The 25,256-nt window shown below is 65.8% G+C and carries 21 protein-coding genes; 18 read left to right on the top strand and 3 right to left on the bottom strand.

What is annotated here, in order from left to right:
• The first annotated feature begins 209 nt into the window (after positions 1-209).
• The 11 genes from AB4Y40_RS32615 to AB4Y40_RS32565 all read left to right on the top strand — a co-directional run bounded on the left by AB4Y40_RS32615 (position 210) and on the right by AB4Y40_RS32565 (position 14,184).
• Positions 210-1,070, top strand: coding sequence for a Ku protein (locus AB4Y40_RS32615; RefSeq protein ID WP_368691388.1), 861 nt, complete (start codon positions 210-212; stop codon positions 1,068-1,070).
• Positions 1,071-1,115: 45 nt separating this feature from the next.
• The gene (gene ligD, locus AB4Y40_RS32610) at positions 1,116-3,728 is read left to right on the top strand and encodes a DNA ligase D (RefSeq protein ID WP_368691387.1); all 2,613 of its coding nucleotides are present in this window, start codon (positions 1,116-1,118) and stop codon (positions 3,726-3,728) included.
• Between the two features lie 134 nt (positions 3,729-3,862).
• Positions 3,863-5,275 carry a PLP-dependent aminotransferase family protein gene (locus AB4Y40_RS32605; protein ID WP_368691386.1) on the top strand — a complete coding sequence of 471 codons (1,413 nt, stop codon included), beginning with the start codon at positions 3,863-3,865 and terminating at the stop codon, positions 5,273-5,275.
• A gap of 108 nt (positions 5,276-5,383) precedes the next feature.
• Complete coding sequence (eutB, locus tag AB4Y40_RS32600; RefSeq protein WP_368691385.1) at positions 5,384-6,364, top strand: hydroxyectoine utilization dehydratase EutB; 981 nt, start codon at positions 5,384-5,386, stop codon at positions 6,362-6,364.
• A 1-nt stretch (position 6,365) separates the two neighbouring features.
• A complete protein-coding gene (locus tag AB4Y40_RS32595) occupies positions 6,366-7,403 on the top strand; it encodes a cyclodeaminase (RefSeq protein WP_368691384.1) in 1,038 nt (345 codons plus the stop codon).
• A gap of 9 nt (positions 7,404-7,412) precedes the next feature.
• Positions 7,413-8,621, top strand: coding sequence for an ectoine hydrolase DoeA (gene doeA, locus AB4Y40_RS32590; RefSeq protein ID WP_028203796.1), 1,209 nt, complete (start codon positions 7,413-7,415; stop codon positions 8,619-8,621).
• Between the two features lie 5 nt (positions 8,622-8,626).
• The gene (doeB, locus tag AB4Y40_RS32585) at positions 8,627-9,655 is read left to right on the top strand and encodes a N(2)-acetyl-L-2,4-diaminobutanoate deacetylase DoeB (RefSeq protein ID WP_368691383.1); all 1,029 of its coding nucleotides are present in this window, start codon (positions 8,627-8,629) and stop codon (positions 9,653-9,655) included.
• Between the two features lie 7 nt (positions 9,656-9,662).
• Entirely contained in the window at positions 9,663-10,145 is a 483-nt protein-coding gene (locus AB4Y40_RS32580; RefSeq protein ID WP_368691382.1) for an Lrp/AsnC family transcriptional regulator, read from the top strand.
• A 129-nt stretch (positions 10,146-10,274) separates the two neighbouring features.
• Positions 10,275-11,753 carry an NAD-dependent succinate-semialdehyde dehydrogenase gene (locus tag AB4Y40_RS32575; protein ID WP_368691381.1) on the top strand — a complete coding sequence of 493 codons (1,479 nt, stop codon included), beginning with the start codon at positions 10,275-10,277 and terminating at the stop codon, positions 11,751-11,753.
• A gap of 20 nt (positions 11,754-11,773) precedes the next feature.
• Positions 11,774-13,165, top strand: a complete 1,392-nt coding sequence (locus AB4Y40_RS32570) for an aspartate aminotransferase family protein (protein WP_368691380.1) — start codon at positions 11,774-11,776, stop codon at positions 13,163-13,165.
• Between the two features lie 362 nt (positions 13,166-13,527).
• A complete protein-coding gene (locus AB4Y40_RS32565; RefSeq protein ID WP_368691379.1) occupies positions 13,528-14,184 on the top strand; it encodes a helix-turn-helix domain-containing protein in 657 nt (218 codons plus the stop codon).
• An 80-nt stretch (positions 14,185-14,264) separates the two neighbouring features.
• Here AB4Y40_RS32565 and AB4Y40_RS32560 read toward each other — a convergent pair whose 3' ends face one another.
• Positions 14,265-15,914 carry an alkaline phosphatase family protein gene (locus AB4Y40_RS32560; protein ID WP_368691378.1) on the bottom strand — a complete coding sequence of 550 codons (1,650 nt, stop codon included), beginning with the start codon at positions 15,912-15,914 and terminating at the stop codon, positions 14,265-14,267.
• A gap of 299 nt (positions 15,915-16,213) precedes the next feature.
• On the opposite strand from AB4Y40_RS32560, the gene AB4Y40_RS32555 reads away from it, so the two are divergent.
• A complete protein-coding gene (locus AB4Y40_RS32555) occupies positions 16,214-17,209 on the top strand; it encodes a Gfo/Idh/MocA family protein (RefSeq protein ID WP_368691377.1) in 996 nt (331 codons plus the stop codon).
• A 22-nt stretch (positions 17,210-17,231) separates the two neighbouring features.
• Here AB4Y40_RS32555 and AB4Y40_RS32550 read toward each other — a convergent pair whose 3' ends face one another.
• Entirely contained in the window at positions 17,232-18,167 is a 936-nt protein-coding gene (locus AB4Y40_RS32550) for a LysR family transcriptional regulator (protein WP_368691376.1), read from the bottom strand.
• Between the two features lie 138 nt (positions 18,168-18,305).
• Here AB4Y40_RS32550 and AB4Y40_RS32545 point away from each other — a divergent pair, with 138 nt between their 5' ends.
• The 3 genes from AB4Y40_RS32545 (at position 18,306) to AB4Y40_RS32535 (ending at position 20,241) form a co-directional block, all read left to right on the top strand.
• A complete protein-coding gene (locus AB4Y40_RS32545; protein ID WP_368691375.1) occupies positions 18,306-19,142 on the top strand; it encodes an MFS transporter in 837 nt (278 codons plus the stop codon).
• Between the two features lie 50 nt (positions 19,143-19,192).
• Positions 19,193-19,714: a hypothetical protein gene (locus AB4Y40_RS32540; protein WP_368691374.1), complete on the top strand. Its 522-nt coding sequence runs from the start codon at positions 19,193-19,195 to the stop codon at positions 19,712-19,714.
• A gap of 98 nt (positions 19,715-19,812) precedes the next feature.
• Positions 19,813-20,241: a nuclear transport factor 2 family protein gene (locus tag AB4Y40_RS32535; RefSeq protein WP_342919983.1), complete on the top strand. Its 429-nt coding sequence runs from the start codon at positions 19,813-19,815 to the stop codon at positions 20,239-20,241.
• Between the two features lie 79 nt (positions 20,242-20,320).
• On the opposite strand, the gene AB4Y40_RS32530 is transcribed toward AB4Y40_RS32535, so the two are convergent.
• On the bottom strand, positions 20,321-21,727 hold the full coding sequence (locus AB4Y40_RS32530) for an MFS transporter (protein ID WP_368691373.1): 1,407 nt from the start codon (positions 21,725-21,727) through the stop codon (positions 20,321-20,323).
• A gap of 467 nt (positions 21,728-22,194) precedes the next feature.
• Between AB4Y40_RS32530 and AB4Y40_RS32525 the strand changes: the two genes are divergently transcribed.
• The 3 genes from AB4Y40_RS32525 to AB4Y40_RS32515 all read left to right on the top strand — a co-directional run bounded on the left by AB4Y40_RS32525 (position 22,195) and on the right by AB4Y40_RS32515 (position 25,248).
• Entirely contained in the window at positions 22,195-23,163 is a 969-nt protein-coding gene (locus AB4Y40_RS32525) for an AraC family transcriptional regulator (protein ID WP_368691372.1), read from the top strand.
• A 135-nt stretch (positions 23,164-23,298) separates the two neighbouring features.
• The gene (locus AB4Y40_RS32520) at positions 23,299-24,357 is read left to right on the top strand and encodes a sugar ABC transporter substrate-binding protein (RefSeq protein ID WP_368691371.1); all 1,059 of its coding nucleotides are present in this window, start codon (positions 23,299-23,301) and stop codon (positions 24,355-24,357) included.
• A 60-nt stretch (positions 24,358-24,417) separates the two neighbouring features.
• The gene (locus tag AB4Y40_RS32515) at positions 24,418-25,248 is read left to right on the top strand and encodes an ATP-binding cassette domain-containing protein (protein ID WP_368691370.1); all 831 of its coding nucleotides are present in this window, start codon (positions 24,418-24,420) and stop codon (positions 25,246-25,248) included.
• Positions 25,249-25,256: the final 8 nt, after the last annotated feature.

Below are 25,256 nucleotides of genomic sequence, written 5' to 3'. Positions count from 1 at the left end.
TTCGCATCCTGGGTGCAAGGTGCGAACGCCGACGGCGCCCATTGTGTTCGGAGGTGCGCATCGCGTATTCCCGTAGATGAAAACCGCGAGAGGCCGGTGCATTTGTTGCGGCCCTTTGAACGCCGCATCGCGCGGGGTGAGCGCAAAGCAAGGTGGGCACTGCGTTTGCTTGAAACCGGCACAATGCGAAAGACGAGGAGGAAGCGAGCATGCCACGCGCGATATGGAAAGGTGCCATCACCTTTGGGCTCGTGTATGTGCCGGTCGAAGTGTTCCCGGCTACGCAGAGCGAGCGTACCGGCTTCAACCTGCTCGACCGGCGCACGCTGGACCCGGTCGGCTACCAGCAGATCAACAAGCGCACGGGCAAGCCAATCCAGCACGCCGACATCGTGCGCGGCTACGAATATGAAAAGGGCGCCTACGTGGTGATGTCCGAGGAGGAGATCAAGGCCGCGAGCCCCGAATCGACGCAGACGGTCGAGTTGCTCGCATTCGTAGAGGCGTCTCAAGTCTCCTTCCTCTACCTCGACACGCCGTACTGGCTCGCCCCCGACAAGCGCGCGGGCAAGACCTATGCGCTGTTGCGCGACGCGCTTGCGGCGAGCGGCAAGATCGGCATTGCGAGCGTCGTGCTGCACAGCCGGCAGCATTTGGCGGCCCTTGTGGCGGCGGGCCCCGCGCTTGCGCTGCAAACGCTGCGGTGGGCGACCGAGGTGCGCGAGTTCGACGCGGTGAAGCGCCTGCCCAAGGGTGCAAAAGCCACGGGTGTGAGCGCGCATGAATTGCAAATGGCGCGCAAGCTCATCGACGACATGAGTACGGACTGGGACCCCGAAACGTATCGCGACACCTACCGCGACGCGATTCTCGAACTGGCCGGGCGCAAGGCGCGCGAAGGCAAGGCGCACGAACTCACGCACGTCGAGGCGCCTGCGGCCGGGCGGCGCGGCGCGGAGATCGTCGACCTTTCCGAACTGCTCAAGCGCAGTCTCGGCAAGCGCGGCGAGGGTGGCGCGAGTGCGCCGCCCGGGAAACCGGCGCCGAAGCGCGGACGGCGCGCGGCGTGATGAACGCGCGTGCGGCTCAGATCGCGCACTAACGAGGGGCGAACGATGAAGCACAAGCTCGAAGTCTACGAACAGAAGCGCCGCTTCGATGAAACGCCGGAGCCGCGCGGCAGGGCCGCTCGCCAAAGCGCGCGGCCACGAGACGGTGATGGGGCGTTCGTGATCCAGCGTCACGACGCGCGGCGCCTGCACTACGACTTTCGCCTCGAACTGGACGGCACGCTCAAGTCGTGGGCCATTCCCAAGGGCCCGAGCCTCGACCCGACGGTGAAACGGCTCGCCGTGCATGTGGAGGATCATCCGCTCGAATATGGCTCGTTCGAAGGGCGCATTCCCGAAGGCAGCTATGGCGCCGGCACGGTGGCGATCTGGGACCACGGCGTGTGGCGCCCCGAGGACGGCTTGCGCGGCGCGCGCGAAGGCTATGCGCAAGGCAAGCTCAGGTTCACGCTGGAGGGCGAGCGGCTGCACGGCGGCTGGACGCTCGTGCGCAGTCCCATGCACGACGGCAAACAGGAGAGCTGGCTGCTCATCAAGCAGCGCGACGACGAGGCCGTGCCCGAAGACGAATTTCACGTCGTCGAGGACGAACCCGCCGCGCCGAAAGTGTCTAAAGCATCGAAAGTGTCGAAACAACGCACCCGGGCGGGCGACGGGGCCGCAACGCAGGGGGCATCGACCGCCCTGGAAGGCGCGATGCGCGCGCCGCTGCCGGACACACTCGCCCCCGAACTCGCGACGCCCGCCGACGCCCTCCCGGGCGGCAACACCTGGCTCTACGAAATGAAATTCGACGGCTACCGTGTGCTGGCACGCATCGACCGGCACGCGCGCGGTAAGGGCGATGTGCGCATCTTCACGCGCACCGGCAACGACTGGACCGCGAAGTTCCCGCGCCAGGTGCAGGCGCTGCGCGCGCTGAAGGTCGAATCGGCGTGGCTGGACGGCGAGGCCGTGGTGCTCGACGCTGCCGGCGTGCCCAACTTCCAGTCGCTGCAGAATGCGTTCGACGCGGGCCGTGCCGGCGACATCACGTTCTGGCTCTTTGATCTGCCCTGGCTCGACGGCGTGGACTTGCGCGGTGTGGCGCTCGAGGCGCGGCGCGAAAAACTCTCGGCGCTGCTTGCCCGCAAGCCCGATGACGCGCTGCGTTTTTCGGAGGCCTTCGAGGGCGAGCCGCAGGCCCTGCTCGAAGCCGCGTGCGAGGCGAATCTCGAAGGGCTCGTCGCCAAGCGCCGCGACAGCCCTTACACGTCCACGCGCAGCGCCGCGTGGCTCAAGCTGCGCTGCTCACGGCGCCAGGAATTCGTGATCGGCGGCTTTACGGAGCCGAAGGGCAGCCGCGAGGGGTTCGGCGCGCTGTTGCTCGGTGTGCATGGCGACGATGGCGCGCTGCAATATGCCGGCAGGGTGGGAACGGGTTTCGACGCGGCGCGGCTCGAAGCGATTGCGGGCGAATTGCGTGCGCGCGAGCGCAAAACGTCGCCGTTCGAAGCGGTGCCGGCGGCCGAGCGTCGCGCGAGCGTGCACTGGGTGCATCCCGAACTCGTGGCGGAGGTGCGCTTCAAGACATGGACGAGCGCGGGCGTGGTGCGTCAGGCGTCGTTCGTCGGACTGCGCGCGGACAAGCCTGCGAAGGACATCGTGCGCGAAGCGCAATCGCCGCCCGTGCAAGCGGCGGCGAACCAGCGTGAAAAGAAGGCCGCAAAGCAGGCTTCGACGAGCGCGCCAGGTACGGCGAGCCGTACGCGCCGCGCCGCCCGCAACGAAGCCGAGGTCGCCGGCGTGCGCGTCACGCATCCCGAACGCGTGATCGACGCGCAAAGCGGACTGCGCAAGATCGATCTCGTTGAGTACTTCGAAGCGATTGCTGAACGGCTGCTGCCGCACGTGCAGGGGCGGCCCGTCGCGCTTGCGCGCGCCCCCAAGGGCGTGGGCGGCGAGCTGTTTTTCCAGAAACACGCCAACGCGCTGCAGATTCCGCATGCCACGCAGCACGCCGGCCTCGATCCGGGCCATGCGCCGCTGCTCACGCTCGATACCACCGAGGCGCTGGTCGGCGCAGCGCAGATGGACACGATCGAACTGCACACCTGGAATGCGCTCGCGGCTAGCATCGAAAAGCCCGACCGCATCGTCTTCGACCTGGACCCCGATCCCTCGCTCGCATGGGAGCGCATGCTCGAGGCCGCGCAGCTCACGCGCGAACTGCTCGACGCGCTGGGCCTGCGGGCATGGTGCAAAACGAGTGGCGGGCGGGGCCTGCACGTGGTGGTGCCGCTCACGCGCCATGCCGGCTGGGACGAGGCGAAGGACTTCGCGCGCGCGGTGGCGAGCCACATGGCGGCGACGCTGCCCGAGCGCTTCAGCGCGAAGATGGGGCCGCAAAACCGCAAGGGCCGCATTTTCGTCGACTATCTGCGCAACAACCGCGGCGCGAGCACGGCCGCGGCTTATGCGCCGCGGGCGCGGCCCGGTCTCGGCGTGTCGGTGCCGGTGGACTGGGAAGAGCTGCACGCGCTCACCAGCGGCGACCAGTGGAACGTCGCGAACGTGCGCGAGCGGCTCGACGCGCTGCGCGCCGATCCGTGGAGCGGCTACGAAAAGGCGCGCCAACGCATCACGGCCTCCATGTGGAAACAACTCGGCGGGAAGTGAAAGCATATCGTCAGATTGACGAAGGCCGATTTTCCGGACCCGATTGTCCTTTTTTTACCTGCAATTGTCCTGAGACAATTATTTTTCGCCCCGTTTCTGAGCGACCATGAACGCTTACCGAGGAGCGGATCGAGATGGCGTGGGCGACGATTTCGGGCGAGTGGCGTGACGCGGTCGGGGCCGCGCACGGCGCGGAGTCCAAATACAAACGGCTGGTCAAGGCGATTGCACAGGACATCGAGCGCGGCGCGCTCGTATCCGGCGTGCGCCTCGCGCCGCAGCGCGAGGTGGCCGCGGAACTGGGCGTGAGCGTGCAGACGGTCACCAATGCCTACAAGGAACTCGAAAGGCAGGGCCTGATTCGCTGCGAGGTGGGACGCGGCAGCTTCGTCGCCGCGCGCGTGACCGAGTCGATGTCGAACTACATTCTCGACACGGCCGAGCGCGAGATCGTCGACTTTTCCATTGCACGCATCGTCCACACGCCGCAGCACGACGCCGCGTGGCGCGACGTGTGCGCCACGCTCGCCACGCTCGACGATCAACCGTGGATCCGTTCGTTTCGCCCCATCGCGGGCTTCGAGCATCATCGCCAGGCGGGCGCGGCGTGGCTCGCCTCGCTCAACATGCCGGTGAAACCCGAGTCGCTCCTCATCACCAATGGCGCGGCGCACGGCATTTTCCTCGCGCTCGCCTCCACGGTCGGTCCCGGCGACACCGTGCTCTGCGAAAGCCTTACGGACCACGGCGTGATCGGCTCGGCAAACGTGCTGGGCTTCACGCTCAAGGGGCTCGAAATCGACGAATACGGCATCCGTCCCGAGCATTTCGAGGAGATGTGCGACAGCGAGCGCGTGAGCGCGCTCGTGTGCACGCCGACCTTCAACAATCCCACCATGGCCGTCCTGCCCGATTCGCGCCGCCGCGCGATTGCGCGCATTGCGGAGCGCTATGGCGTGTACGTCATCGAGGACGATGTGTATGGCGCGCTGCCCGCGAAAGCCAATACGCCGATCGCGAGCCTGATTCCCGAGCTGGCGTTCTATTGCACGAGCATGACCAAATCGGTGCTCACCGGCCTGCGCACGGGCTATCTCGCCATGCCGCGCCGCCTTGCGCTGCGCGTGGAAAGCGTGCTGCGCGTGAGCAGCTGGATGGCGACCTCGCCGATTGCGGAGATCGCCACGCGCTGGATCATGGACGGCACCGCGCGGCGCCTCGTGGAGCTGCAGCGCGAGCGGCTCGCGGCGCGCCAGGCGATGGTGCGCGCCGCGTTGGGCGACTATGTGCTCGGCGCGCATCCCAATGCGCTGTCTGCCTGGTTGCGCGTGCCCGATTACTGGCAGGCGGACCGCCTCGTGCGCGAATTGCGCAATCGCCAGATTGCCGTGACGTCGCCGGACCCATTTCTCGTGGGCGGCACACCGCGTCCCAATGCGGTGCGCATCAGCCTTGGCGCGGAAGCGTCGGACACCGCGTGCCGCAACGCGCTGCAGACCATGGCGGGTGTGTTCGAGCAGTATCCGCACGTGCACGATTTCAACTAGACGATGGCGACCGCCGGCCGGGCGCGCGGATTGTACCAGGACATTAGAAAGGCCGTTTTGGCTCATTAGACTGGATTGCACAGATTCACTGCAAGGAACGTGCATTTCATGTCGTCGCTTTCGCATTCGTCACTCTCGCTTGCCGATGTCTACCGCGCGCGCCAGCGCCTCGAAGGCCGCGTAGCGCACACCCCGCTCGTGGCGTCTCCCACCTTGTCGGCGCGCGTGGGCGTGGCGGTCTACTTCAAGCTCGAAACCGTGCAGCCCACGGGCAGCTTCAAGTTGCGCGGCGCGACCAACGCCGTGGCGCATCTCGCCGAGTCGGGCGTGAAGCGCGTCGTCACCGCATCCACCGGCAATCATGGCCGTGCGCTCGCGTATGCGGCCCACGCGCTCGGCATGGAGTCGGCAGTCTGCATGTCGTCGCTCGTGCCGCCCAACAAGGTCGAAGCCGTGGCCGCGCTGGGCGCGCGCGTGGTGATCGCGGGCAAGAGCCAGGACGAAGCGCAGATCGAAGCGCAGCGTCTCATGCGCGAAGAGGGCTATGCGTTCGTGCCGCCGTTCGACGACCTGCGCGTGATCGCCGGACAGGCCACCATCGGCCTCGAAATTCTCGAAGCGCTGCCCGACACCGCGACCCTCGTGGTGCCGCTGTCGGGCGGCGGACTCTTCAGCGGCGTGGCGTTTGCGGCCAAGCAGATCCGGCCGGACGTGCGCGCCATCGGCGTGTCGATGGCGCGCGGCGCGGCCATGCATGCGAGCCTCGCGGCGGGCCATCCCGTCGACGTTGAGGAAAGCGAAACATTGGCCGATTCGCTGGGCGGCGGCATCGGTCTCGACAATCGCCACACCTTTGCGCTGACCCGCGCGCTGGCCGACGAAGTCATCCTGCTCGGCGAGCCCTCAATCGGGCGCGGCGTGGCCCATGCGTACCGCGAAGAGCGTCTCGTGGTGGAAGGCGCGGGCGCGGTGGGCATGGCGGCGTTGCTCGACGGGCAGATCGAGCGCAGCCAAGGCCCGCTCGTGATCGTCGTGAGCGGCGCGAACATCGACATGACGGTGCACCGCCGTCTCGTGACGGAGGTTTGAAATGCATTCCGAATTGTCATCTGAGTTGCCACCTGAGTTGCCGCCGGTTGCGTTGCTGGGCGCCCAGCAACTGCGTGAACTGGTTCCGCTCGACCTTGCGGCCATCGATCAGGTCGAATCCGCTTTCGTTTCACTCGCAACCGAAGCCGTCGTCATGCCGCCCATTCTGAACCTCGCGCTGCCAGAGCGGCATGGCGAGGTCGATGTGAAGACGGCGTATCTGCCGCGCTTCGAGCAGTTCGCCATCAAGATCAGCCCAGGCTTCTTCGACAATCCCTCGCTCGGCCTGCCGAGCCTGAACGGGCTGATGCTGGTGCTCTCTGCGCGCACAGGTCTTACCGAAGCCGTGCTGCTCGACAACGGTTATCTGACTGCCGTGCGCACCGCCGCGGCGGGCGCGGTGGCCGCGCGCTGGCTTGCGCGTCCCGACGCGCGCCATGCGGCGATCATCGGCGCGGGCGAGCAGGCGCGCCTGCAACTCGATGCGCTCATGCTGGTGCGCATGATCGACAGCGTGAGCGTTTGGGCCCGCGATGCGGCGCGTGCTGCCGACTTCGCCGCCGAAACCGAACGCCGCCACGGCGTACGCGCGCGCGTTGCCGCTTCGGTGCACGACGCGCTCGCGCAGGCCGACGTGGCCGTGACGACCACGCCCAGCCGCGCGCCGCTCGTTCACGCGGCGGACCTGCATGACGGCTTGCACCTCACGGCCATGGGCTCCGACGCCGAGTACAAGAACGAACTCGCGCCTTCGGTGTTCGAAGCGGCGCGCTATGTCTGCGACCGCTTGCAGCAAACGCGCGTGCTCGGCGAACTCAGGCACGCGATCGAAGCGCACAAGGTCGCGCCCGATCGCGGTTTCGCGGAGCTGGGCGAAGTGATCGCGGGCCGCCGCGAGGGCCGCGTACACGCCGACGACATCACGATCTGCGACCTCACCGGCACCGGGGCGCAGGACACCGCCATTGCCGTTCTCGCCTTGCAGCGCGCCCGCGCGGCCGGTGCGGGCGCGGTGTTTCACAACGCAGTCACGCCTTGAGAGGGAAAGATGTCCGCAGCAACTGAAAAGAGTGAGGTGGCGCCGCGCCTCGTGTTCGCACGCAGCGAATACGACGCGCGCATTGCGAAGACGCGCCGCGCGATGCAGGACGAAGGCATCGATCTGCTGATCGTCACGGACCCGACCAACATGAACTGGCTGACCGGCTACGACGGCTGGTCGTTCTATGTCCATCAATGCGTGCTGCTGACCATGGACGGCGAACCCGTCTGGTTCGGCCGCGGCCAGGACGCGAACGGCGCGAAGCGCACGGCGTTCATGTCGCACGGCAATATCATCGGCTATCCTGACCATTACGTTCAGTCGCCCGTGCGTCATCCCATGGACTACCTGAGCACGGAAGTCATCGCCGCGCGCGGCTGGGACACGTTGCGCATTGGCGTGGAGATGGACAACTACTACTTCAGTGCGGCGGCCTACGCGTCGCTCCAGCGTCACTTGCCCAAGGCGCGCTGGGTGGATGCCACCGCGCTCGTGAACTGGCAGCGCGCGGTGAAGTCGCCGCGCGAGATCGAGTACATGCGCGTTGCAGCGCGCATCGTCGAGAAGATGCACGCGCGCATTCTCGACGTGGTCGAGCCGGGCATGAGGAAGTGCGACCTCGTTGCGCAGATCTATGAGGCGGGCATTACCGGCGTGGAAGGCCACGGCGGCGACTATCCCGCCATCGTGCCGCTCCTGCCCACCGGCGCCGATGCCGCCGCGCCGCACCTCACGTGGGACGACTCGGCCTTCACGGCGAATGCGGGCACGTTCTTCGAGATCGCCGGCTGCTACCACCGCTATCACTGCCCGCAGTCGCGCACCGTCTATCTCGGCAAGCCGCCAAAGCACTTTCTCGATGCGGAGAAGGCCGTGGTGGAAGGCATCGAGGCCGGTCTCGCCGCCGCGAAGCCCGGCAACGTGTGCGAGGACATCGCCAATGCGTTCTTTGCGGTGCTGCGCAAATCGGGCATCGAGAAGAACAGCCGCTGCGGCTACCCCATCGGCGCGAGCTTTCCGCCGGACTGGGGCGAGCGCACCATGAGCCTGCGCCCGGGCGACCGCACGGTGCTCGAGCCCGGCATGACGTTTCACTTCATGCCGGGCCTGTGGCTCGACGACTGGGGCCTCGAAATTACCGAAAGCATCCTGATTACCGAAACCGGCGTCGAGACGTTCTGCACCACGCCGCGCAAACTGTTCGTGAAGGAGTAGGGCCGATGCGTGCGTCACCGATTACGCCGACCGTCGATTACGACGCCAATGGCGTGCAACACGGCTTTTTGAGGCTGCCTTATTCGCGCGACGATTCCGCGTGGGGCGCGATCATGATTCCGCTCACCGTCGTCAAGCACGGCGAGGGGCCGACCGTGCTGCTCACGGGCGGCAATCACGGCGACGAATACGAAGGGCCGATCGCGCTCGCCAAGCTGGCGGGCGCGCTGCAGGCCGCGGACGTGAACGGCCGCGTGATCGTCGTGCCGTACATGAACTATCCCGCGTTTCGTGCGGGCACGCGCACCTCGCCGATCGATGCGGGCAATCTGAACCGCAGCTTTCCGGGACGCCCCGACGGCAGCGTGACCGAAAAGATCGCCGATTACTTCCAGCGTGAGTTGCTCGCGCGTGCCGATTACGTGCTCGATATTCACGCGGGCGGGCGCACGCTCGACTTCGTGCCGTTCGCGGCGATCCATGTGCTGCCCGATGGCGATCAGCAGGCGCGCTGCGAGCGTGCGATGCGGGCCTTCGGCGCGCCGTACTCGATGCGCATGCTGGAACTCGACAGCGTCGGCCTGTTCGACAGCGCCGTGGAGGAAGCGGGCAAGGTGTTCGTTTCGACGGAACTGGGCGGCGGCGGCACTTCCACCGCGCAGAGCGTGGCGATTGCGGATCGCGGCGTGCGCGGCTTTCTTGCGCACGCCGGCGTCATCGAGCGCAAGGCCGGCGAGCGCGGCGCCGGCCCGCGCACGACCACCTTGCTCGACATGCCCGATGGCACTTGCTACACCACGAGCGAGCATCGCGGCATGCTGGAGATGTGCCGCGATCTCGGCGATACCGTCGAGGCGGGCGAGTTGCTCGCGCGCGTGCACGACATCAATCGCACCGGCGCGCGCCCTGTGGAATATCGGGCGCAACGCGGAGGGCTGCTCGCGGCGCGCCATTTCCCAGGGCTCGTGCAGGCGGGCGACACCGTGGCCGTGGTGGCCGACGTCGTCGAACGCAACCTGCCCGTGGCGGCGTGAGCACGCCGTGATCAAGCTCGACCGTTACGACCTCGCCATCCTGCGCATCCTCGAACGCGATGGCCGCATCACGAAATCGAAGCTCGCCGAAGAGGTCAATCTTTCGATTTCGCCGGCCTGGGAGCGCGTGCGCAAGCTCGAGGAAAGCGGCGTGATACGTGGCTATCACGCCGAGGTGGACTGGGTAGGCGCGATGCGTGGCAGCCGTATCGTCATGGAAGTGACGCTATCGCGCCATACCGCGCCCGACATGCGGCGCTTCGAAGAACGCGTGAGCGCGGCAGAAGAAGTCATGCAGTGCTATGCGACGGGCGGCGGAGTGGACTACGTGCTGCACGTGATGGCGCGCGATATCGACCACTACCAGCGCTTTATCGACGCGCTGCTGATGGAGGATCTCGGCATCGAGCGCTACTTCACCTACATCGTGACGAAGGTGGTGAAGTGCGCGCCCAGCCACGCGCCTGCGTGGGCCCTGGAAAGCGCGTGAATTTTTCGCGCCCGCGCGCCGCGGTTCCAAAAAAAAAGCAAGTGCGCGGGGCCGAAAACCAAAAAATTCGCGATGCCGCCTGCCCCAGAATGGATGGCATATCGACAGACCTGACAAGGAGTAGACGAGATGCTGCCAGGACACCCCATTCTGTTCAAATCGCTGTGCTACGTGGACGGCCGCTGGGTCCATAGCGACAGCGCGGCCACCGTGGCCGTGCAGAACCCCGCGGACCAGTCGGTGATCGGCCACGTGCCCATGCTCGTGCGCGCCCAGATCACCGGTGCAGTCGACGCCGCACAGCGCGCCTTCGAATCGTGGCGCTGGGTCTCGCAAACGCAACGCAGCGCGGCACTGCTGCGCTGGCACGAACGGATCGTGCGGCATCAGGAGGATCTGGCGGCACTGCTCTCGCTGGAGCAGGGCAAGCCGCTGGCCGAATCGCGCGGCGAAATCCGCTATGCGGCGAGCTTCGTCGAGTGGTACGCGCATGAGGCGAAACGCCTGGCAGGCCGTACGATTCCCACCCATATCGACGGTGCGCATCTGGGCACGGTGATGGAGCCGGTGGGCGTCGCGGCGCTCATCACGCCATGGAATTTTCCGGTGGCGATGATCACGCGCAAGGCCGCCGCCGCGCTCGCCGCGGGCTGCACGGTCGTCGTGAAACCCGCGCACGAAACGCCGTATTCGGCGCTCGCCCTGGCGCAACTCGCAGAGGAAGCCGGCTTTCCGGCGGGCGTCTACAACGTGGTGCTGGGCGAGCCGCAAATGGCGATGGAAACGCTCGTGAGCGACACGCGCGTGCGTGCCGTGAGCTTCACGGGCTCGACGCGCGTGGGCTCGCTCGTCACCCAGACGGCGGCGCGTGCAGGCATCAAGAAGGTCGCGCTGGAACTGGGCGGCAACGCGCCGTTCATCGTCACGGAAGACGCCGATCTCGAGCAGTCCGTCAGGATCGCCGTGGGCGCGAAATTCCAGACCTCGGGCCAGGACTGCTGCGCGGCGAACCGTATTTTCGTGGCGCGGCCGCTTTACGAAGCGTTCGTCGAGCGCTATGCGGCCGCGGTGCGCGCGCTCAAGACCGGCCCCGCGTTCGAGAAAGAGGTGGACGTGGGCCCGCTCATGCACCAGGCCGCGTTCGACAGCACGGCCGCGCGCGTGGCCGATGCGCGCGAGAAGGGCGCGCGCATCGTGGCAGGCGGCCAGCCGCATGCACTGGGCGGCTGGTACTACGAGCCCACCGTGATCGCCGATGCCGCGCCCGGCATGCGCGTGTACGACGAGGAAAACTTCGCGCCCATTTCGGCAGTATGCGCGTTCGACACGCTCGACGAAGTGATCGCCAGGGCGAACGATACGGAATACGGCCTCGCGGCCTACGTGTGCGCGACGCGCATGGACACGATCTTCCAGTTGGTGCGGCGGCTCGACTTCGCGATGGTCTCGGTGAACGGCGTGAAGTTCACGGGCGCGCCCATTCCATTCGGCGGCATGAAGGCCTCGGGCCTCGGCCGCGAAGGTGGTGCGGAGGGCTTCGAGCCCTTCGTGGAAACCAAATATTTTTGTCTTGGCAATCTCGGCCTGCCGCTCGCGGCCATGGCCTGAACCGGAATCAGGAGGACTACATGACTCAACGCATCGACGCACTCTTCGAGCAGGACCGCGCGCACTTCATGCACCCGTCCACGCACGCCTACGACCACGAGAGCGGCGCGCTGCCGGGCAAGATCGTGCGCGGCGGCAAGGGCATCCGCATCGAGGACCACGAGGGCAAGCAGTATATCGACGCCTTCGCGGGCCTCTACTGCGTGAACATCGGCTATGGCCGCACCGAAGTCGCCGACGCCATGTACGAGCAGGCGAAGCAGCTCGCCTACTACCACACCTATGTGGGCCATTCGTCGGATGCGATCATCGAGCTGTCGTCGCGCATCATCGACTGGTCGCCTGCCGGCATGAAAAAGGTGTATTACGGCATGTCCGGTTCGGATGCGAACGAAACCCAGGTCAAGATCGTCTGGTACTACAACAACGTGCTGGGCCGCCCGAACAAGAAGAAGATCATCTCGCGCGACCGCGGCTATCACGGCTCGGGCATCGTCACGGGCAGCCTCACCGGCCTGCCGAGCTTCCATCAGCATTTCGATCTGCCGATCGACCGCGTGAAGCATACGGTCTGCCCGCACTGGTATCGCAAGGCACCCACGGGCATGAACGAGGCGCAGTTCGTCGCGTACTGCGTGGAAGAGCTCGAAAAGCTGATCGCACGCGAAGGCGCGGACACGGTCGCCGCATTCATCGCCGAGCCGGTGATGGGCACGGGCGGCATCATCGAGCCGCCCAAGGGCTACTGGCCGGCCATCCAGGCGGTGCTGCGCAAGCACGACATCCTGCTGATCTCCGACGAGGTGGTGTGCGGCTTCGGGCGTCTGGGCTCGAAGATGGGCGCGCAGCACTTCGGCATCGAGCCGGATCTCATCACCGTCGCGAAGGGCCTCACGAGCGCGTATGCGCCGCTTTCCGGCGTGATCGTGGGCGAGAAGGTCTGGGACGTGATCGCGCGCGGCTCGCAGGAGCACGGACCGATGGGGCACGGCTGGACCTATTCGGGACACCCGGTGTGTGCCGCCGCCGCGCTCGCCAATCTGGCGATCCTCGAGCGTGAAAAGCTCGTGGAGAACGCCGGGCAGGTCGGCTCGTACTTCGGCGCGAAGCTGCGCGAGGCATTCGGCGCGCATCCGCTCGTGGGCGAGGTGCGCAGCGTGGGCATGCTGGCGGCGCTGGAATTCATGGCCGACAAGGAAGCGCGCAAGCCGTTCGAACCGGCGCTGAAGATCGGGCCGAAGGTCTCGGCGGCGGCGCTGCAGCGCGGCGTGATCGCGCGCGCCATGCCGCATGGCGACATCCTGGGCTTCGCGCCGCCGCTCGTCATGACGCGCGCCGAGGCCGACGAGATCGTCGGAATCGTCAAGCAGGCCGTGGACGAGGTGGCCGAGCACAGTCTGGTAGCGGGGTAAGCTGCCAGGCGCGCGTCAACTGTTGACGGTTCAATGTCGCGAGCCGCCGTACGCCAGTACGGCGGCTTTTTTGTTTGTGCTGGGCTTGCGCAGGTGTTGCTTTTCGGTCGCTTGCGCTTGCGCAATGGGCCGTGAAACCGTTGCCTGACAAGGCTCAAAGGCCCGCGGTTCTAGTGCGCGGCATTTTGCCACCACATTGACGCACGCGCATGGTGTGACAATGCGTCGAAATCTTAAAAAAATGTTAAAGAAGGAGTCGTTCGATGCTCTCACCCGTCGCAGGATCGGCTATCGTCGTGCGCCAAAGCAGCCGCGCTCCTCTCGCCGGAACGCCGCCCAGCGCACGCTGTTCGGGGTGCGCCATGCGCCATCTTTGCATGCCGCAAGGCCTGCCGGCGGAAGACCTGCCGAAGCTCGAGGCGCTGATCTGCGGGGCGCGCAAGGTGCGCCGCGGCGAGGCGCTGTATCGCTCGGGCGACCGCTTCGACAGCCTCTACGCCGTGCGCTCCGGCTCGCTCAAGACGCTGATCGTCAACCGCGACGGCCGCGAGCAGATCACCGGGCTGCGTCTCGCGGGCGACGCGCTGGGGCTCGACGGCATCGCCACCGACGTGCACGCGTTCAGCGCCGTTGCGCTCGAAGACAGTTCGATTTGCACGCTTCCCTACGCCGCGCTCAAGGGCTTGTGCCGCGAAAGCGGCACGATGCAGGACCGGCTGCACCGGCTCATGGGCGACCAGTTCAACCAGGAGGCCTCGCAGATGATGGTGCTGGGCTCGCTCACCGCCGAAGAACGCGTGGCCGCCTTCCTGCTCGACGTGTCGTCGCGCAACTGGCAGCGCGGTTATTCGCAGGCCGAGTTCCGTCTGCGCATGTCGCGCGAGGACATGGGCAGCTACCTCGGCATCACGCTCGAAACCGTGAGCCGGATCTTGTCGCGCTTCCAGAAGCGCGGCCTGATTGATGCGCAGGGCAAGCTGATCCGCATCTGCAATATCGAAGGGCTGCAGACGGTCTAGGCGGGCCGCTGACGCGGCAGCCATCGGACCGTCCGATGACTGCCGCCGCCAGCCGCGCCTTGCGCGGCTTCCAACTCTCCTTACTTTTCGTCGAGACCCAGCCCCGGCAGGCGATGCGTGCCTTCGAGCTGAACCGCGTGCAGCAGATGCGGATCGAGGTCGAGCGCGCTCAGGATCGTCGGTGCAACCTGGGTCGTGGAGACGTAGTGGTCGTCCGTACGGCCGGCGTGATGAATGCCGGGGAACGACACGACGAGACCCAGATGGCTGTCGTCGGGCGCGTTGCCGCCGTGCTCTTCATCCTTCGCCGTGCTCGACGTATAGATCACGCCCGGGTTCGGCTGCACGATGATGTCCGGCGTGCGGCCGTTCGACGGATTGCCGAACCAGTCGGCGAGGCGGTCACCCGTGAGGATGTACGCCTGCGGGCCGTCCGCGCAAATGCCCGGCGCGTTACAGCTCAGGTTCGCCTGCAGCGTCTTCACCACGGCGTCCTTCTGGCTCTGATCGCGCAGCCAGATCAGGCCCACGTCGTCGGTCTGCACCATGCCCGTGCCCGGGAGGCCCGAACCGTCGTTCAGGTTGCCCGTTTTCGTGTTGTTCTGACCGAAGTTGCCGGTCGAGTCCAGATAGTTGTTGGCCTCGAGCAGCTTCGTGAGCGTGTCGCCGTTCTTCACCAGCTTCGAGTGATCGGTCGGCGACTGGCCGTGCTTGGCCGTCACGATGATGAGCGTCGACGAGTACAGGTTGCGCTGCTTCAGTTCCTGCACCACGCGGCCGAGCGAGTTGTCCAGGTACGTGATGGCGGCCGCGACCTGCGGGCCCGGCGTGAAGTCGGCGTCGAGATAGCCGCCTTGTTTTGCCACCGGCGACTTCTGCGCGACGCTGAGCGTCTGGAAGTTCGTGCCGAACATCGTGGGCACCGGCGCGCTCGTCTTGCCCGTCGAGTCGAGGCCGTCGATCTCGTTGATCAGCGCCTGCACGTGGATGTTGTCGAAGACTTCGGTATGCGTGTAGGTGTCCAGATAATACGTGCCCGTCTTGGGGTCGATCGAGTTGATCTCGGTGCGCGCCAGATCGTCCACGCCCTTGCCCGAAGGACCGTTGACCCAGTCGTAGCCCCACGCATGCTTGTCCGCCCATGCGGTGCGCGCGCCGTGGATGTTCTGCTTGATGACTTCGAAGACCGTGTTCGTCTTGATGTAATTGTGCGGGTACACGGGCGTGCAAACGCCGTTGACCTTTGCGTAGGGAATGGCTTGCGGATTGAACGCGCCACCGCCGTCGAGGTGGGTCAGCGCGCCGCCGTTCTCGCCGTCGATGCCGGTCGTCTCGTCGAACACGACGTTCCAGCCTTGCGGGCCCTTGCACTTGGAATCGAGCGGTGCGTAGAGCGTACGGTCATATGACACGTCATAAAAGAGGCCTGCGCTCTTCGGCGAGCCGCCCGTCACCAGCGCCGTGAGGCCCGGGAACGAGTCGGACAGATGCGGCGTATGGGCGTTCGTGTAGGTGACGCCCGACTTCGCGAGCAGCGCGAGGTTGGGGCAGGCATTGCTGCCGATGCAACGCGCCACGTCCTGTTCATGCAGGCCGTCGAAACTGATGAGCAGGACGTGCTTCACATCCTTCATGTCACCTGCGTAAGCCGTTGTGTGCACACCCGCAAGTGCCATGGCACCCGCGCCAACGACTGCGCCTAACCGCGACCACCGGGTCGTATTCTCCATCTTTCACCTCGTTTTTTGGTTTGCATTGTGGGGAACTGCGAGGGACTTGCGCACAGCCCCAGCAATGTGGGGGTGGACCGCGAATCTCTCGTGACGCCATGCTTTCATCTCGCCGTCAGTTGTTATCAGTTGTTGCAACACGCGTTCGCAAACGCGTGAGGTGAGGGTTTTCGCGGGTGTAAACTCCTGCATTCGAGCGTATGCCGTTCACTGTGCAGCGCTCGTTTGCAACCCTCGTCAAGAGTGAGTTCCATTCAGTCCATTCCGGGCATCACATCATCGAATTCAAAGGGAACGTCATGGCAAAGGATGAAATCGTCTGGGGTATCCTGGGTACGTCGAAGATCAACGACAAGGTCGTCGTGCCCATGCACCACGCACCGAAGTGCCGCGTTAAAGCGATTGCTTCGCGTTCAGCGCAGAAGGCCCAGGCGGCCGCGGCGAAGTACGGACTCGCGCACGCGTACGACAGTTACGAGGCGCTGCTGGCCGACCCCGAAATCGATGCGATCTATATACCGTTGCCCAATCATCTTCACGTGGAGTGGACGATCAAGGCCGTCGAGGCCGGCAAGCATGTGCTATGCGAAAAACCGATCGGGCTCGATGCGCTGCAGGCGCAGCAATTGATCGCCGCGCGCGACAAGAGCGGCCGGTACATCCAGGAAGCCTTCATGGTGCGCACGCATCCGCAGTGGCTCAAGGTGCGCGCGTTGATCGAAGAGGGCGCCATAGGCGAATTGCGGGCGGTGACCGGCGGCTTTACCTACTACAACACCAATGCGCAGGACATTCGCAACCATAGCGAAATGGGCGGCGGCGGCCTGCTCGATATCGGCTGTTATCCCATCACGACGTCGCGCCTCATTCTCGGGCGTGAGCCGAAACGCGTGGTCGCGCTGATGGAGCGCGACCCGTCGTTCGACGTGGACCGGCTTGGCTCCGTGCTGATGGATTTCGACGGCGTGCAAGCGAGCTTCTTTTATTCCACCCAGATTCATCCTTACCAGCGCATGCAGTTTCACGGCACGACCGGGCGAGTCGAGGTCGAGATTCCATTCAACGCGCCGAACGACCGGCCGACGCGGCTGCTGTTGAGCCAGCAGGGAGAAGCGGATCGCTGGCTGGAGTTGCCGGTATGCGACCAGTACGGCGTGGCAGCGGCGGTGTTTGCCGAGGCGATTTTGAACGGCACGCCCCAGGCGATTGCGCTGGAAGACGCCAGCGCAAACATGCGCGTGATCGACGCCGTGTTCCGTTCGGCCCGCTCGGGCGCGTGGGAAAGCATCGCTTGACGTCGACGCGCCGCGGGTGGGTTCAGTGGTTTTTGGCTTGACCCGCGCCCGCCTTGCGGCTCTTTACATGGTCGATGAACGCGCGCAGCTTGGGCATGATCTGGCGGCGGCTCGGATAGCAGAGAAACACGCCCGGCAGCATCGGTGCGTAGGCGTCGAGCACACGCACGAGTTTGCCCGCTTTCACCGCTTCGGCGACCATCGGCTCGGGTAGCTGGGCGAGGCCTATGCCTTCCAGCGCCGCCCCCATCATGGTCGGGAAATCACTGGCGATCAGCGGTCCGGAGACGGCGATCTCCATGGCGTGTCCGTGGTCGTCGAATGACCATGAGGCCAGCGCGCCGTTGGAGCGCCGCCAGCGCAGGCAGGCGTGCTCGCGCAGATCGTCCGTGTGGAGGGGCCGTTTGTTGGCGGAAAGATAGGCAGGACTACCGACGACGACGAGACGAAACGGCGGTGTCAACGGCACCGCCACCATGTCGGCGGCCACGAGCTGGCCGAGCCGGATGCCGGCGTCGAAGCCTTCCGCCGCGAGATCGACCACCTCCTTGCTCACGGCGATTTCCACCTCCACTTCGGGATACGCCTGGCAGAACGAAGCGAGCAGCGGCTCCAGCAGCAACGGCACGACCGCGCGCGGCACGGATAGCCGCAACAAGCCCGTAGGGCGCTGGCCGAGGTCGCGCGCGACTTCGCTCGCGGCGACCAGTTCCTCGAAGGCGGGCTTGGCGCGCGAGAGAAACCGTTCGCCGGCTTCGGTCAGGCCGACGCTGCGCGTGGTGCGCACGAAAAGCGCCGCGCCGATGCGTTCTTCGAGCACACGCACCGCCTGGCTGATGGCCGAAGGCGTCACCCCGAGGTCCGCTGCAGCCTTGCGAAAACTGCGGTGCCTGGCAACGCTCAGGAACGCTTCGACGCCATCGAGCGCGCCTTGCCTGACTGTGAAGTTCTGCTTCATAGCGCATCAACATTGTGATGAATAGTCGCTCGCGGGAAACGATGGTACACCTAACGTGCCAGCCGATGACGCACGCAAAGCCCGTCGCGCGCAGGCAGGATCCACCGCGAAGTCCGGCATTCATCTGGAGAACCGTCGATGAGCACGCCCGCCGTTCCCGTTGGCATCATCCCGCCGCGTCCGGCCTGGCGCAGCCTGCGCTGGATCGCGCCGCTCACGTTGCTGTGGATTGCGGTGATGTACTGGCTGCCCGCGATTCCGGGCAGCGGTTTTCAAACCACGGCGCACCAGCTCGTGGCCCAGATGTTCATGGCGCTCGGATTGTGGCTCGGCCTCGAACGCACCGACCTGACGCTGAGCCAACGTCGCGCGACCTGGCTAGCGATTCTCATGGCGCACGCGCTTTGGTTTGCAGTCGTCTGGAGCGCGGCGATCCATGGTGTCTTTCGGCTGAGCGCCGTACCGCCGCCGCTGCCATGGCTGCCGTTGGCGATATTCCTGCCGCTGATCGTCGGCGCGCCGCTATTGCTGCTCTCGAAGCGGGTGGGGCAAGTGCTCGACGCGATGCCGGCGGCCTGGCTCATCGCGCTGCAGTTTTACCGCGTGTTCGGCAGTTGGGCGATCGCAGCGTGGCTGCACGGCGCCATGGCCGGCGTGGACGCGTTGCCGGCGGGCACCGGCGACCTGCTGACCGGCCTGTTTGCCGTGCCGGCGGCCGTCGCGGTGGCGAGCGGGACGGCGCAGGGGCGCAAGGCCGCCATCGCCTGGAACCTGTTCGGACTCGCCGATTTCGCCGTCGCCGTGACGCTGGGGATGATCACGGCGCCCGGCCGGTTCCAGTTGATCGCGCCGGATCCGCCGAGCCTCAACGCGGGCACCTGGCCGTACGTACTGACGCCCGCGTTCGTCGTGCCCAGTTCGATCCTGTTGCATGCGCTTTCGCTGCGGCAACTGTTCCGGCGTCGCGCCGCATGATCTCGCTCCGGTTTTATCCACTCATCGCAACGCACCTTGCAGGAGGCAGCATGTCACCGGAATCGATTTTTCGTTTGCATCTCGCGCTAGGGTATGTCGCGTGGCTCCTTTGTTTTACCGTGTACGTCTGGCCCCGGCTCAAGTCGATGGACCCATTCGACGCACAGCGCGCGATCGCCACGCTGCACAGCTTCCGCTTCTTCGGGCTGGTCTTCATGCTGCCGGGCGTCGTGAGTCCCGATCTGCCCGCGAGCTTCGCCGTGCCCACCGCCTATGGGGACCTCGCAACGGGTGCGCTGGCCATGCTGGCGCTACTCGCGGCAAGAAAGCGTCCCGTGTTCTGGTTCTTCGTCGTGGCGTTCAATCTCGTGGGCGCGGTGGATCTGGCTTTCGCCTACTACCACGCCACCCAGGCCGGCGTGCCTGTACACGCGGGAGAACTGGGCGCGACCTACGTGATTCCCGTGATCGTCGTGCCGCTGCTGGCGATTACGCATGGCGCCGCCTTTTATTTGCTGCTGCGTCCGCAGGGCAAGGCCGCCCGGGTGCTCGCCAACGCTTCGCGCACCTGAAAGACAGGGCGGCGAATTCACTGGACAGAGGCCAGGCGGCGTTGCTTTAATAAGCAGCCGTTCATTCGCCAACGCAACCTGGTTCAGGAGACAACCCAGTGGACAAAGCCGCCGATCCGGTCTTGCAGGTGCTGCACCAGTACAAAGCCGCGGTACTGGCCAAAGACGTCGACGCGTTCGTCGCGCTCTACGACCCCGACATCCTGGCCTTCGACATGTGGGGCGCGTGGACGTACGAGGGCATCGCGTCATGGCGCAACATGGTGGAGGGCTGGTTTGGCTCGCTGGGCGCCGAGCGCGTGATCGTGGATTTCAGCGAGGCGCAAACCGTCGTCTCCCAGGACCTCGCCGTGGTCCACGCCTTCGTGAGCTACAAAGCGGTGGCGGCGGACGGCGAGGAATTGCGCTCGATGGACAATCGCATCACCGCGACGCTCAGGCAGACGGGCGAGGGCTGGAAGATCTTCCACCAGCATTCGTCCTCGCCGATCGATCCCGCGACGACGAAGGTCATTTTCAAACGTTAGTCGCCGCAAAGCAAAATGCCCGACACACGGTCGGGCATTTCAGGCGGAGCATGACGGCCGCGAGCGGCCCGCCATGCCGTTACGGCTGCGCCTTGCCAGGCACCTGTTGTCCGCGCAACGAGCAGCCCTTCGTCTCGATCACGAAGAAGAGCGCGACGGCGCCCACCGCGCATGCGGCCATCATGTAGTACGCCGGTACGAGCGGGCTGCCGGTCTTGTCCACGAGCCAGTCGCTCACGATCGGCGCGGTGCCGCCGAACAGCGAGGTCGAGACGTTGTAGGCAATCGCCATCCCCGCGTAACGCACTTGCGTCGGGAACATGGCAGGGAACATCGCCGAGATGGTCGCGAGCTGCGGCGCATAGAGCAGGCCGAGCACGGCGAAGCCGATCAGCGCGCCGGCCACGCCGTGGCGCATCAGCATGAACATCGGCACGGCGGCAACGAACAGCCCGACGAGCGAGAACCACCAGAGCGTCTTGCGGCCCACGTGATCGGAGAGCCGGCCCGCGAACGGCAGCAGGGCCATCATCGTGAGCATGCCGATGAGCGGAATGAGCAGCGACATGTTCTCGCTCACGCCCAGTTCCTTGTGCATATACGTCGGCATATACGCGAGCAGCACGTAGTTCACGACATTGAGCGCAACCACGAGCCCGCCCAGCAGCACGAGCGGCAGGCGGTGCTCGCGCAGCAGCGTGCCCAGCGAAATGGCCGGGCGCTCCCGCTCCTGTTGCTCGAACTTCTCTTCCATCTCGCGGAACACGGGCGTGTCCTCGATGCGCGAACGCAGATAGAAGCCGATCAAGCCCAGCGGCGCCGCGACGAGGAACGGCAGGCGCCAGCCCCACGCATGCATCGCATCGTTGCCGAGCGTAAGCGACGCCGCGAGCATCAGCAAGGCGCCCAGCGAAAAGCCGGCCAGCGTGGCGAATTCGAGGAAACTCCCGCAGAAGCCGCGCCGCGCGTCGGGCGCGTATTCGGCCATGAAGGTCGCTGCCCCGCCATATTCGCCGCCGGTGGAGAAGCCCTGGATCATGCGCAAGACGATGAGCGCGGCCGGGGCGATCCAGCCGGCTTTCGCATAGGTCGGCAGCAGGCCCACGAGCAGCGTGGCGCCCGACATCAGCAGCACCGTCAGCGCGAGCACTTTCTTGCGCCCGAAGCGGTCGCCGAGCGGCCCCCAGAACAGGCCGCCGAGCGGGCGAATCAAAAATGAAATGGCAAACGTGCCGAGCGCGAACAGCGTGGCGCTTGCCGTGCTGCCCGGAAACAATGCCGCGGAGATATAGGCGAGCCCATAGGCGTAGATGCCATAGTCGAACCACTCGGTTGCGTTGCCGAGCGCGGCGGCGGTAATGGCGCGGCGTGGCAGCGTGTGCGCGCTGCCGGTAGGGGCGGCGTGCTGGTCGTGGTCGGGAGTCGACGTATCGTCCCATAGGGACCGGCCCGGCGTGGGGGAATGCCAAGTTTCGGCGAATCGCATAAGACGTCCTCTTGTCAGGAACCGCGGCCCGAATGGCGCGCTTGAGCGATCAAGTTAGTCCCGTCAATTTCTGTTTCCGATGTCATAGGACGATTTCGCATCGGGACTTTCCCTGCCTGCGCATCACGAGCGCCCGTCGCGCGGGGGAAGTGGCGATTTTTGACCGCTCTTTGGCTTCGCGCTCAATCATGCGGCAGCAACATTTGCCGTTTTTGGGGTGGTTGACCTGTCTCGCCGTCCGCCGGCGAGGGCTGTTGCTATGCACAAAAGTTGACTTCCGGCACACTGGAATCGGCCCAGGACTAACCCGAATGCAAGAAAGTATCAGTCTGCGGTCTGATTTTCAGTGGTGGAACCGTGCCGCGGCGGGTAATTTTCAGTCATGGCGGCGCGCGGTCCGAGGGTAGGTCGAGCGTATGCGCGAGCAACCGTCGCAGAACAAGAAAAACCGTGCAGGAGGAGTCGAGATGCAAACCATTGGGGCAGCCGCGACGCGCGCAAGCGCGCCCGGCGCCACACATTCCCAGCCTGACCTCGAACTGGTCGCGGTGCCGCGCGACGAGTCGTTCAAGGTCTGGTCGCACGGCTACCCCTATCGAACGGTGCGCTGGCACTTTCATCCCGAGTACGAGATCCACCTCATCACCGCGACCACGGGCAAGTATTTCGTGGGCGATTTCATCGGCAGCTTCGCGCCCGGCAATCTCGTGATGATCGGCCCGAACCTGCCGCACAACTGGGTAAGCAGCGTGCCGCACGACGAGCCGGTGGACGAACGTTGTCTCGTCCTCCAGTTCGATGCGGAATTCATCGCGCGCGCGATCGAGGCGTTTCCCGAATTCAGGCGCGTGGAGGGGCTGCTCGACGCGTCGCGCTGGGGGCTGCTGTTCACGCCGGCAACGGGCGCGGCCGCCGAGCCGATCCTGCGCGAGATGCTGGGCGCACAGGGCATGCGGCGCGTCACGCTCTTCATCGACCTGCTCGATCTGCTCGTGCAAAGCGAGGAGCCCGCGGCGCTCGCCAGCGAGGCGTATCGCGCCGACCCGGGTCGCTATGCGGGCACGCGCATCAATCACGTGCTGGCCTTCATCGGCAAGAATCTCTCCCAGGAGCTGCGCGAAACGGAGCTGGCGGAACTGGCCGGGCAGAGCGTAAGCGCGTTTTCGCGCTATTTCCGCCGCCATACGGGCGTGTCGTTCGTGCGCTACGTGAACCAGCTGCGCATCAATCTGGCGTGCCAGCTGCTGATGTCAGGCGAACTGAACATCACGGACATCTGCTATCAGGTGGGCTTCAACAACCTCTCGAATTTCAACCGCCAGTTCCTGTTGATCAAGGAAATGTCGCCGTCGCGCTGGCGCTCGTATCAGCGGCTCAACGCCGCGAGCGCGGCCAGCAAGAGCGAAGCCGTGTACGGCGCGCCCGCGATCGGCTAGCGGATCACCCGGCAAGACACTTTCAAACGCAGTGCGCATGTCAGGTATTGCGCAGGACGAACTCACACGTTCACAAGGCAGCACGACAGCACCGGCAACCCTACCAGGCATTCAACCAAAAAACGGAGACACCCAATGACCCGACTTCACAACCAACTGATCGGCGCCGCCGCGCTCAGTCTCGCCCTCGCGGGCATCACGTCGGCTCACGCCGCGCCGAGCGGCACGGTCGCGTTCCTGATGCCCGACCAGGCCTCCACGCGCTACGAGCAGCACGACTTCCCCGGCTTCAAGGCCGAAATGGGCAAGCTCTGCCCCGACTGCAAGGTGCTCTACCAGAACGCGAATGCCGATGCCTCGCAGCAGCAGCAACAGTTCAATTCGGTGATCGCCCAGGGCGCGAAGGTCATCGTGCTCGACCCGGTGGACTCCACGGCGGCGGCTTCGCTCGTGCATATGGCGCAGAGCCAGGGCATCAAGGTCATTGCGTATGACCGGCCCGTGCCGTCCACGCCGGCCGACTACTACGTCTCGTTCGACAACGAGGAAATCGGCAAGTCCATCGCCCAGTCGCTCGTGCAGCACCTGAAGGAGTCGGGCGTGGCCGGCAGCAAGGGCGGCGTGCTCGAAGTGAACGGCTCGCCGACCGACGCCGCCGCGGGCCTCATCAAGAAGGGCATTCACGAAGGGCTGCAGGGCAGCGGCTACAAGACGCTCTCCGAGTACGATACGCCGGAGTGGGCGCCGCCCAAGGCGCAGCAGTGGGTGAGCGGGCAGGTCACGCGCTTCGGGCCGCAGATCGTGGGCGTCGCGGCCGCCAACGACGGCACGGCGGGCGGCACCATTGCGGCCTTCAAGGCGGCGGGCATGAATCCGGTTCCGCCGGTCACGGGTAACGACGCGACCACGGCGGGCCTGCAACTGATCATCGCGGGCGACCAGTACAACACGATCCTCAAGCCCAGCGAGATCGTGGCGGGCGCGGCGGCCAATGTGGCCGTGGGCTTCCTCGACGGCAAGCCCGTGAAGGGCGAGACGACGCTCTTCAAGACGCCCACGCAACTGTTCAAGCCGGCCGTTATCACGCAGAAGAACATCAAGGCCGAGGTAGTGGACAAGGGCTTCGCGAAAGCGTCGGACCTGTGCACGGGCCGCTACGCCGACGGCTGCAAGAAGCTCGGCATTGGCGGCTGATACGCATGGCTGGGCCCGGCGCGCGCCGGGCCCCGAGAGCAACGAAGAGGTACCCATTTCATGACTGACGAATCAACGAACCGCGCAACGAACCGCGCCACGGCACACGGCGCGCCCGGCGAGCTGGTGCTGAGCCTGCGCGGCGTCTCGAAGCACTTCGGCGCGGTTTCGGCCCTCACGGATATCGAGCTCGACGTGCATGCGGGCGAGGTGGTCGCCCTCGTCGGCGACAACGGCGCGGGCAAATCGACGCTCGTGAAGATTCTGGCGGGCGTGCACCAGCCGAGCGCCGGGACGATCACGTTTCGCGGCCAGCCGGTGAACCTGTCCGATCCGGGCACGGCCCTCGACCTGGGGATCGCGACGGTGTTCCAGGACCTCGCGCTGTGCGAGAACCTCGACGTCGTGGCGAACATCTTCCTCGGCCGCGAGTTGAGCCCGTACCGGCTCGACGAGGTCACGATGGAAGTGAAGGCCTGGACGCTCCTCAACGAGCTTTCGGCGCGCATTCCCAGCGTGCGCGACGTGGTCGCCTCGCTCTCGGGCGGCCAGCGCCAGACCGTGGCGATCGCGCGCTCGCTGCTGCTCGACCCGAAACTCATCATGCTCGACGAACCGACCGCCGCGCTCGGCGTGGCCCAGACCGCAGAGGTGCTGAACCTGATCGAGCGCGTGCGCGACCGCGGCCACGCCGTCATCATGATCAGCCACAACATGGAAGAAGTGCGCGCCGTGGCCGACCGTATCGTCGTGCTGCGCCTCGGCCGCAACAACGGGATTTTCTATCCCGACTCTTCCAACGCCGAACTCGTGGCGGCGATCACCGGGGCGACGGAAAACGCGGTGTCGCGCCGCGCGGGCCGCCGCCAGGCGCAACAGGACGTGCAATGAAAGGAACG

Origin of the sequence: Paraburkholderia sp. EG287B, from assembly GCF_040965595.1 — a bacterium.
Classification (GTDB): Bacteria; Pseudomonadota; Gammaproteobacteria; order Burkholderiales; family Burkholderiaceae; genus Paraburkholderia.
The sequence above is the reverse complement of the archived record's forward strand: the minus strand, read 5'-3'. Positions and strand labels throughout refer to the sequence as shown.